The organism is Psychrobacter sp. W2-37-MNA-CIBAN-0211 (genome assembly GCF_040309405.1).
GTDB classification, from domain to species: Bacteria; Pseudomonadota; Gammaproteobacteria; order Pseudomonadales; family Moraxellaceae; genus Psychrobacter; species Psychrobacter glaciei.
Genome location: NZ_JBEOOU010000196.1, coordinates 1 through 272 on the forward strand (window position 1 = coordinate 1; position 272 = coordinate 272).

The 272-nt window shown below is 46.7% G+C and carries 1 pseudogene; it reads left to right on the forward strand.

The features are described from left to right. Positions 1 to 272 (forward strand): annotated as a pseudogene (locus AAEY72_RS14880) (FAD-dependent oxidoreductase); the annotation flags it as partial.

Consider the following 272-nt stretch of genomic DNA (forward strand, 5'->3'; position numbering starts at 1 on the left):
CCAGAAGGCATGGCGCAGCTAACCCCTTATCCAGGTGGCTACTTTCAAATACATGGCATGAGTAAATTCATCACTTTATTTGATGATGGTCTGGTCGCTTCTAGCAAAGAAAGTGCACAGCCGAAATTGCCACCGCAATATGTTCATTATATCGAAGATGGTTGGGACAAAGCCCCGTTACAAGCTCGCAGCCAACAATCGATTGATTATGTGGCTGAGTTTGTACCGACTTTCCATAGCGCGCGTACGGTCGGTAATGCGTTATATGGTGG